The organism is Lactobacillus pasteurii DSM 23907 = CRBIP 24.76, from assembly GCF_000297025.1.
Lineage (GTDB): Bacteria > Bacillota > Bacilli > Lactobacillales > Lactobacillaceae > Lactobacillus > Lactobacillus pasteurii.
The window spans coordinates 18,051-27,010 of sequence record NZ_CAKD01000016.1; the positions used below are offsets into that span (position 1 = coordinate 18,051).

Consider the following 8,960-nt stretch of genomic DNA (forward strand, 5'->3'; position numbering starts at 1 on the left):
TAAATTAAAGAATTTCATAAGTTTGTTGTTTTTAGCCCTTATCTTATTAAAAAATAATGGAATTAATTCAGAATTTATAATATAATGGTTGTGTTCCATGAATTAAGAATTTAAGTTAGTTTTGGAGCAAGTTGATAAAAAGGGAGGCACCGCTGGTGCCTTCTTTTTTTGTCCAAAAATATTTTGCTAAGGCAATAGGCATTTGCGCCCTTTTCTTGCTATACTACGCTATACGAAGACAGAATGCATAGTATGTGTTTTAGAAAGGAAGAGTAAGAATGAAACCAGCACCCCGCCTTCGTTTAATTAAAAGCGGTTTAGGCCTAATTTTCTTACTGAGTCTATTTGTATTTACAAGTTCTATTACCGTTAAAGCATATGGTACATACAGCGGCTGGCAAACACAAATCATCGAAGAAGGCGGAAGCGACGGCACTGGTCCAGTTCATCGCTCAATCTTAGGGGATTCCCTTGGTGAATATTTGATGAGTGGCAAGATCACTTACGCTCGCCCAATTAAATAGCAACAAAAAAGGCCCTATCCTAACGGATAGAGTCTTTTTTGATTTAAATTAGTCGTCTAACTTTTCCTTGTTAACAACGTTCAATTCTTCATCGAAAGTGTAAACAACTGGTTCACCAGTCTTCATTTCTAAGTCCATGATGTCTTCGTCAGAAATGTTTTCGATGTACTTAGTCAAAGCACGAAGTGAGTTACCGTGAGCTGCGATAATTACGTTCTTGCCTGCAAGTAAGTCTGGAGCAATGTGGTCTTCCCAGAATGGCATAACTCTTTCAAGAGTAACCTTTAAGTTTTCTGCCTTTGGTACGATGTGTGGGTCAAGGTTAGCGTAACGACGGTCATGTGCTTGGCTGTATTCTGAGTCGTCTTCGATAACTGGTGGCAAAACATCGTATGAACGACGCCAAATGTGAACTTGTTCGTCGCCGTACTTTTCAGCAGTGTCCTTCTTGTTTAAGCCTTGAAGAGCACCGTAGTGACGTTCGTTAAGTCTCCAAGTCTTAGTTTCAGGAATCCAAAGTTGACCACTTTCTTCAAGAGCAAAGTGCAAAGTCTTGATTGCACGAGTCAATACTGAAGTGTAAGCTTGGTCGAATTGAAGACCGTGTTCCTTGATTAAACGACCAGCCTTCTTAGCTTCTTCAACACCTTTGTCTGAAAGGTTTACATCAACCCAACCAGTAAATTGGTTAGAAAGGTTCCATTGGCTTTGTCCATGACGGATCAATACTAATTTAGACATGAAATATCTCCTTTGAAAATACAATGTTTCCGTAACTATTTTACACGCTTATTCGATTTTTTCATAGGAAATCGGGAAAAAAAGCGATTTCTAATTTCGTGGTAAAATAGATAAGTAAGTTTTTTATTTGGAAAGGTGAAATGATGACAGAAAAAATTAATTTGATTGGTGGCCAATTGACCCTAGATCAGCTAAACGCCATTTTCAAAACTATTCCACAAGAGTTCGATGTACTCGACGATCAAGACCGCGTAGTCTGGTCTTCTATGAACAAGGATCGCTTATTTAAGCGCACAGAAAGCGATGTTGGCAAAACCGTCTTTGAAGTTCATCCCGGCAAAAGCCAAAAGCACGTCAAGCAGGTCCTAGCCCAAATGCATGCCGGAGAAAGACATGATATCTCAATCAATATCAAGAAAAAAGGCCAGCCGGTCAATATTTCCTTTTATAGCTTGCATAATGACGACGGCAAATACATCGGCTGCGTTGAAGTCACCCAGCCTATCAAGGCTTTACAAGTCAAAGGAAGTTTTTGGCGCAATCTAAAAGCCATCTTCAAAAAATAGAAAGGCCCAATTATGAAAAAGAAACTCCTCATCCCCTTGCTAGGGCTCCTTCTGCTTAGTGCTTGTAGCAAAAAAGCAGAGCAAAAGCCAAAAATAGCTTTGCCTAGTGCCCAGAGCATTTTAGTCAAAACTAGCAAAACCAACTTCAAGACCATGCACGCCACTTGGCAGCAAACAAACTCTAACCGACAAGTCTTGCAAAAGACGACTGCCAAATATAGCAAGGCTCCTTTAGTGCTTTATGCCAACTTCACGACTGATTCCAACCACTACCAGCTCTGGATCAAGGGCAAGCACAGCTATGTCAAGATGGAAGGCACAGCTAGTGAGAAATGGTTCAAGACTAGCTTGTCCAAGTCCTCGTCTTATAGCAATCTAACTGGCGATGCAGCCAAGATTGCCTTAATGTCATTTACCAGCGACGCCAAATTATTTAAAGTAGCTAAAAATAATAAAGGTTACCGTTTGACTTATAATGGTAATAGCCAGAAAATCTGGCAGGATATTTCAGACAACCAGGTGATCACTTCAGTCATCGGCTTAGACCTCAACGAAGTTAAGCCTAAGTCTTCTAAGATCACAATCGACACTGACTCTAAGTCTAACTTGACTAGCCTTAAGATCGATTCTAAATATAGCGAATCCGGCCAGATCAAGCACTTGCAGTTTACTGCCGATCAGATCAATCAACTGCCGCCACTATCTGTTCCTAAGAAAGTCTTAGCCTCAGCGGTTGTCTTATCCGATTAGAGGGGATTAATAATATGAATAAGAAAAAAATAGTCTGGCTGATTCCGCTCTTAGCCCTTTCGCTAACTGCCTGCAGCCAAAAGCAAAAACAAGCTGCTCCAAAGCCATTAACTAAAGCTCAAGTTATCAAGATCGCTAGCAAGTCCTTCAAGAGTGGCCAAGTGATTCAATCAGTCAAATTAGCTAGCGATGAGACTAACCAAGTTGTCACTGCTAACACAGTCTTTGGCGGCCAGCAGGCAACTTTCCATATCAACAACCAGATCACTAGCAAAGGCAAGAGCTCGCGCTCAGAGGAATGGATCAGTTCTAATCACGTTTACATCAATGGCTCATCTAGCTGGTATAAGGCCAATTTAGAAAACTTATCTGGTCACACTTATGCGGATTTAGTTTCAGCTGTTTACAACAACCCGGTCCTAACTAATCCAGCGCCAAAACTGCTAAACAGCTACAAGCTAAGCCATAAAAAAAGCACTTATACGCTTAAGGCAACTATTAGCGACAAGCAAATTGCTGATCAAGTCGTCGCTCCAATTGCCCAAACGCTAGCTCAAGCCCAAAACCAAGCCCAGGTCTTGAAGCGAATTAGAAAATATTCAACTAAGCAAAAGTTGCAAGTCGAACTAGTCGTCAAAGACAAAAAATTAGCCTACGCCAACATGTTCGTTACGGCCAAGTTAGGCAAGAAGATGAACATTCGCTGGGGCCAAAGCTATGGCAATTTCGGCAGCCACGACTTCTTGAAGGTGCCAACCAATGTCCTAGCAGCCAAAGACTTGCCAACGAGTAAGAAATAAGAAGTAAGATTGAATTTGAAATAGAAAAGAGGATTTTGTATGAAATTAGGTATTGTCGGTTCAGGAATGATTGTCCACGACCTCTTGTCAATTGCAGATCAAATCGAAAACTTGGAATTAACCGCCATCTCAACTACTAAGCGCAGCGAAGCTGTTGGCACCAGCCTTGCTAGAAACTATGGCATCAAGAAGACTTATACTGATAATGAAGATCTCTTCAATGATGAAGAAGTCGACACAATCTATGTAGCTGTGCCTAACTCCTTGCACTATGAAGTAGCTAAAGCTGCCTTAGAACATGACAAGAACGTCATCTGCGAAAAGCCATTCGTTGATACGGCCGAGCAAGCAAGAGAACTTAAGCAAATTGCTAACGACCACCATAAGTTGATCGCCGAAGCAATTACCAACATTCACTTAGAAAACTACGCCCACATCAAGGACGCTTTAGCTGATATTGGTCCAATCCACATTGTCATCTTAAACTACACCCAATACTCAAGTCGCTATGATAGCTTCTTAGAAGGCGAAATCGCCCCAGTCTTTGATCCAAAGCGTGGGGGCGGCGCATTGATGGATCTAAACATCTACAACATTCACCTAGCAGTAGGATTATTTGGCAAGCCAAACTATGTCCACTACCAGCCAAACATTCAAAAAGGCGTCGACACTTCCGGCATCTTGACCTTGGGCTATGAAGACAAGCAAGCAGTCTTAATTGCCAGCAAGGATTCCTTCGCCCACCAACGCTCCTTTATTGAAGGTGAAAAAGGGACCGTCTTCTTTGATGGCTCAACTGGCACCTTGGACAACTACACCATCGACTTAAAGGCTGGCGCAAGTCAAGGCTACAACTTCAATAGCCATAGCCACCGCATGGTCAGCGAATTCACTGACTTCGTCAAGGCCATAGACAGCCATGATCAAGAACTAGTTGACAAGTGGTTCACCCACTCCTTGACTGTCATGGAAGTCCTCGCCCAAGCTAAAGCAAATTAAGCCAAAAAACAAGCCTCGAAAAAAATCGAGGCTTGTTTTTATTGTTTGCCTAAGATTCGACGGATCTTGTCGGCTGTTTCGAATTCTCCAGAGAAGACTAATTCATCCCCTGGCTCAATTACAGTCGTACCATGTGGCGAAATCCATTCCCCATCTCGGCGAATCCGGCTGACCGTCATCTGATCGATAAATTCCCAATCCATCAAATGTCGTCCCGTGTAGCTGGTATTAGTTACTACGACTGAGTAAAGCACGTTCTTAGTATCAGTCAAAATCTGGTACACAGCTGGCGACTCAATCAAGGCCCGCATCAAGCTTGAACGAACATTGGTGAAGTTGAACACGCTAATGCCTTCTTGGTCAAGCTCTTTGACTGTTTGAGCATTTGGCTGACTCAAGCGCACGATGACTCTATCAATTCCAGCCTTCTTAGCCATGATGCCCAATTGGTAGTTGAGCTGATCATCATGTGAAGCTGCTACGAAGATATCCCCATCAAAGGCTCCTTCTGCTTCTAAGGTGGCTTGATCAAGATCCTTAATTAATTCAATATCAGCCTTACTGTGGTAAGTATCATAGTTTTCCTGACTGTTAGTGAAGACTCTAACTGAATACCAATTATCATGCAAGTCGTGAATGATTGGCAAGGTAAAGGTATTGGCACCAATCATGATGACCCGCTCTTTGATGCGATCTTCTGGTCTTAGTTTAAAGCTGGAATTGAAGATCACCGGACTGATGATGCAGACAATGACCGCTGCCAAGATGAAGGCGTCAGATTGCGTTGCCGTGATAGCATTGATCTTGCGCGCAACTTGCAAGGTTGGCAAGACAATGGTAATCGTTGTCGCCGTCAAAAAGCCACCCGCAAAGGCATTGCGCTTATCGAATTTGCGCATGTAAGTGAGCAAGACTGGCAACTTGGCGATAAAGAAGCAGATAACCAAAACTGGCAAGAGCATTAAGGCCTTAGGTTGAGCAAACAAAGTTCGAATGTTTAACTTAACCCCTGTCACCAAGAAGAAGATTGGAATAAAGAAACCATATCCAATTGAAGTCAGCTTGTCTTTCGTTGCTTCGCTTGGCTCTAAAAGCTTCATGACCATTCCGGCCAAAAAGGCACCCAAGATATTTTCAGCACCAACTCTTTCAGCTAAAGTTGCCAAGGCAAAAATCAAGAAAAAGGCCAAACGAATGTCTAGCTGCGTGGTAGCCTTGTTGATCTTCTGGAACCAAATATAAGGCTGTCTAAATCGCTTCAATAAGAAAATTGCTGCTGCAAATAGTAAAATAATCAGCCATAATTGCGAAGGATTTCCCTCATTCAAAGAGGCATACAAGGTCAAGCAGAGCAAAGGAATTACTTCTCCCATTACTGCCGTCAGCAAAATCGTCTGCCCAATTGGCCGACCCAAAATATCCTTCTCCTTCAAAGTCGCAATAACTACCCCTAAGGCAATAGTCATAAAGATAATCAAGGCTAGTGGCACAGCACTAAATAAGCCAATTAGCTTCAAGAAATATGCCAAAACCAAACTCATCACGGCTACGCCAATAAAGGCAATGGTGGCTGTATGCAAAGGATCGACCACCTTGCCGCTTTGACTGCGGCCTTTCGGGTTGTTCTTCTTGCTTAATAATTCAAAGTCAATTTCCATTCCGGACAAGAACATTAAGATGACCACTCCCAAGTTAGACAGGAAGGTCAAGTCATGTCCGATCTTGATTAGGCTGAAACCACTAGTACCCATGATAATTCCAACGATAATTTCGGCAACAGCCGTCGGCACATTAGTTACCTTAAAGCGTGCCATGAAAATCGGAATTACTAGGGCTAGCAGCACTACCATAAATAGTGATAATTCTTCCATTTGTTCATCCCCTTATTAATGCTTACTATTATAAACAAATAAAGCTAGCTAATCCATTCAAACGGGTTATCTAGCTTCATTTATTATTTAAGATTGTTTGCTTTGACGAATTGATTGGCGCCGATTGCATAGTACTTAATGCCAGCAATCGTTACCTTGCTTCCATAAGTTCGCACGCTGTTGCCCTTAAGCAATTTGCTCATGCCGCTGCTTGTGCCACTAGAATTATAGATGTAAGAATTGGCAACGATCTCTCTCATTGTCCCATCCAAGTTGCTGGCCACGATGTAGCCGCCAGAGACTTGATAGTACTTCTTCTTATTGATCAAAATGCTCTTCTTGATCGTGACCACTGTGCCAGCCTTTTGCAACGGCTTGGTCTTGATCTTCTTGCCATTTGCATCATAAAGATAAGCATCGTGCATCAAGGTCTGCTTGCCAGTCTTGACAACAGGTGGCTGGGTAATGGTCTGGGCCTGAGTTTCAGTCTTAGTTTCAGTCTTTGAACTAGAACTAGTATTAGTTGAACCAGACTTCTTATTGTAGTAGTAAACTATCAAGTCATAAAATTGATCCATCGAATAGCCCCACTTGGCAAAGTAGCCATCCGGATCGCCGTGATCAGTCTTACCTAAGAACTTGGACACAGCCGCATGTGACCAGATGGTCCCTTCTCCATCCGAGCTAGCATTATCAGGCTTTAAGCCGTAGCGGTGCAATAAGTCCGCGCAGTAGATGGCATCATTGTTGACGCTCTTAGCAAAGTCTTCGATCGTGTCGACTTCACAGAGCTCAACTTGAATGAAGCGGTCGTTGGCCATTGGGCCTGCACCCCAAGCACCATAATCTGGCGTCATCATCTGCATGACGGTATTTTGATCAACGAAGGCATGAACATAGGCATACATGTTCATCCATTCCCGGTTGAAGTAGATCGCTTCATTGTAGGCAGTCGCGCCTGGCGTTGCGGTTTCGTGGATGACGATGCCGTCAGGTTTGCCATTTTGATATTCGATCTTATTCTCCGTGTAGAACTTGTTGTAGGTAATCCCCTGCTGAGCAAGCCATTCATATAAATAAGTCACTCCGCTGTAGCTATACTGCTTAGCCATGGTATTAATATCAGTAGTTGAAGCAGTTGGAGCGGCTTGAACAAGCGAACTGGAAGTAGTGCTAATCAAAGGAGCTGCCAGCATCAAGCTTGCAGTCAACGCAGTTAGTTGTTTGGTAAACTTCAAGTCAGTTCCTCGTTTCTATTATTTAAAATTATTCACCTTCACGTATTGGTTAATACCAATGCGGTAGTAGCGCTTGCCCATAATTTCAAAGGATGAGCCGTAAGTAGCCAGCATCTGCCCCTTCTTGTAGACTGTTTCATTGTCTCTATTGCCGCTGCCGTTATAAACATAGGCATTGTGAGTAAGTGGGCGCATCGTACCGTCAATGTTGCCAGCTGCGACATATTGATTATTGCCAATCTTGTAGTACTTCTTATTCTTGATGGTCTTAGTACCGTAAGTAGCAATCGCTGTGTTTTCCTTCAAGGTCTTAACGCCCTTAACTCTAACGCCACTTCCATCATAAACATAAGCATTGTGCATCAACATCTTGTTGGTCTTTGCATCTTTAGTATCAGTATTAGGAGCTTGGGAAATTGATTCAGTCGTTAAAACAGTCGAATTAACCCAGCCCTTGCCAGCAATGTGCATGCGCTTAGTACCATTGTAGTAAGTAATGGTCTTGTCGACAGTTACCTTGTTGCCTTTAGCAATTGAACCTGACTTAGCGCTAATGTCATGATCAGTTGGCCATTCATAAGTTGAGGCGCTTTGGCTAGCAGTGTAAGTCTTAGTAGCCTTAGAAATAACTGGATCATATTTAGTTAGGTTGTATTGAGCAATGCGCAAGTTTAAGCTGGTGTCGTAGTTGTGATCAGTTGCATAAGTACCAGTCAAGGACTTAGTTGCATCAGCATAAGTAGCTGCATTTTCAAGCCATGCCCCTTGGTAGCGAGTAGGTTGCCAAGAAACGCCCAAACGCAACTTCTTGCCATTGTCATCAAATGAGCCTTCATAAGAATCATAAGCACGAAAGGCTGCCGTAATGTAGTAGCTCTTGCCAGAGTTATCTTCTTCTCTGGTCTTAGCAGTATAAGTAGCCCCAGTCCAATCAGTGCCAGCCTTGATGCCGAACAAGTTGTTAGCTTCAGTAGCTAGAGTTGATTGACCCCAAGCAGATTCCAAGATCGCTTGGGCAATCATGACTGATGGATAAAGGCCATAAGTCTTAGCGGCCTTTTGTGCTTGACGAGCCGCTTCGGCAATAAATTGTGCTTGATAATCGCCAGTAGTAGCCACGCTGCCAAGTCCCGCACTAGTGGTAGTTGCTGCTTGAGCTTGCTTAGCATGAACTACTGCTGGGACGGCAGTCGAAGTTAACACTGCTGCGGTAGCAAATCCAGTAAAAATTTTTCTATTCATGGTCAGAGTCCCTCCATTAAGTATCACATCTATTGTATCGAGTATTCAATTTTCACTCAACTTTTTACCCTTATTTGTAGTACGAAATTAATATTCGAATCCTTTTATTACGGGAGTTTTACATTTTTTGTAGAAAGTCATTTCCGTTTGCTACTTACTTGTATTTTCTACCCACCCACCTCCCCTAAAGCGTGGTAAGTAATAGGACCCTCTGCTTCTGGCGCCTCGC

General features: G+C 42.8%; 9 protein-coding genes. 5 read left to right on the top strand and 4 right to left on the bottom strand.

Annotation, left to right across the window (positions count from 1 at the left end; genetic code table 11):
* Nucleotides 1-278: 278 nt before the first annotated feature.
* Nucleotides 279-524: a hypothetical protein gene (locus tag BN53_RS03675; RefSeq protein WP_009559575.1), complete on the top strand. Its 246-nt coding sequence runs from the start codon at nt 279-281 to the stop codon at nt 522-524.
* Nucleotides 525-572: 48 nt separating this feature from the next.
* Here the strand turns inward: BN53_RS03675 and BN53_RS03680 are convergent, their stop codons facing one another.
* Nucleotides 573-1,265, bottom strand: a complete 693-nt coding sequence (locus BN53_RS03680) for a 2,3-diphosphoglycerate-dependent phosphoglycerate mutase (protein WP_009559576.1) — start codon at nt 1,263-1,265, stop codon at nt 573-575.
* 143 nt (nt 1,266-1,408) lie between these two features.
* Here BN53_RS03680 and BN53_RS03685 point away from each other — a divergent pair, with 143 nt between their 5' ends.
* The 4 genes from BN53_RS03685 to BN53_RS03700 are packed head-to-tail and all read left to right on the top strand — an operon-like array spanning nt 1,409 to nt 4,380.
* The gene (locus tag BN53_RS03685) at nt 1,409-1,831 is read left to right on the top strand and encodes a PAS domain-containing protein (protein ID WP_009559577.1); all 423 of its coding nucleotides are present in this window, start codon (nt 1,409-1,411) and stop codon (nt 1,829-1,831) included.
* A 12-nt stretch (nt 1,832-1,843) separates the two neighbouring features.
* Nucleotides 1,844-2,581, top strand: coding sequence for a hypothetical protein (locus tag BN53_RS03690; RefSeq protein ID WP_009559578.1), 738 nt, complete (start codon nt 1,844-1,846; stop codon nt 2,579-2,581).
* A 14-nt stretch (nt 2,582-2,595) separates the two neighbouring features.
* The gene (locus tag BN53_RS03695; protein WP_009559579.1) at nt 2,596-3,381 is read left to right on the top strand and encodes a DUF6612 family protein; all 786 of its coding nucleotides are present in this window, start codon (nt 2,596-2,598) and stop codon (nt 3,379-3,381) included.
* Nucleotides 3,382-3,420: 39 nt separating this feature from the next.
* Nucleotides 3,421-4,380, top strand: coding sequence for a Gfo/Idh/MocA family protein (locus tag BN53_RS03700; protein ID WP_009559580.1), 960 nt, complete (start codon nt 3,421-3,423; stop codon nt 4,378-4,380).
* Nucleotides 4,381-4,418: 38 nt separating this feature from the next.
* Here the strand turns inward: BN53_RS03700 and BN53_RS03705 are convergent, their stop codons facing one another.
* The 3 genes from BN53_RS03705 to BN53_RS03715 form a co-directional block, all read right to left on the bottom strand.
* A complete protein-coding gene (locus BN53_RS03705) occupies nt 4,419-6,251 on the bottom strand; it encodes a monovalent cation:proton antiporter family protein (protein WP_009559581.1) in 1,833 nt (610 codons plus the stop codon).
* Between the two features lie 83 nt (nt 6,252-6,334).
* Nucleotides 6,335-7,489: an SLAP domain-containing protein gene (locus BN53_RS03710; protein WP_009559582.1), complete on the bottom strand. Its 1,155-nt coding sequence runs from the start codon at nt 7,487-7,489 to the stop codon at nt 6,335-6,337.
* 18 nt (nt 7,490-7,507) lie between these two features.
* Nucleotides 7,508-8,731, bottom strand: a complete 1,224-nt coding sequence (locus BN53_RS03715) for an SLAP domain-containing protein (protein WP_009559583.1) — start codon at nt 8,729-8,731, stop codon at nt 7,508-7,510.
* Nucleotides 8,732-8,960: the final 229 nt, after the last annotated feature.

What these genes read in the sequence shown, in the direction of transcription:
- BN53_RS03675 (WP_009559575.1), top strand. Translation starts at nt 279, where the DNA reads ATGAAACCAGCACCCCGCCTTCGTTTAATTAAAAGCGGTTTAGGCCTA.
- BN53_RS03680 (WP_009559576.1), bottom strand. Translation starts at nt 1,265, where the DNA reads ATGTCTAAATTAGTATTGATCCGTCATGGACAAAGCCAATGGAACCTT.
- BN53_RS03685 (WP_009559577.1), top strand. Translation starts at nt 1,409, where the DNA reads ATGACAGAAAAAATTAATTTGATTGGTGGCCAATTGACCCTAGATCAG.
- BN53_RS03690 (WP_009559578.1), top strand. Translation starts at nt 1,844, where the DNA reads ATGAAAAAGAAACTCCTCATCCCCTTGCTAGGGCTCCTTCTGCTTAGT.
- BN53_RS03695 (WP_009559579.1), top strand. Translation starts at nt 2,596, where the DNA reads ATGAATAAGAAAAAAATAGTCTGGCTGATTCCGCTCTTAGCCCTTTCG.
- BN53_RS03700 (WP_009559580.1), top strand. Translation starts at nt 3,421, where the DNA reads ATGAAATTAGGTATTGTCGGTTCAGGAATGATTGTCCACGACCTCTTG.
- BN53_RS03705 (WP_009559581.1), bottom strand. Translation starts at nt 6,251, where the DNA reads ATGGAAGAATTATCACTATTTATGGTAGTGCTGCTAGCCCTAGTAATT.
- BN53_RS03715 (WP_009559583.1), bottom strand. Translation starts at nt 8,731, where the DNA reads ATGAATAGAAAAATTTTTACTGGATTTGCTACCGCAGCAGTGTTAACT.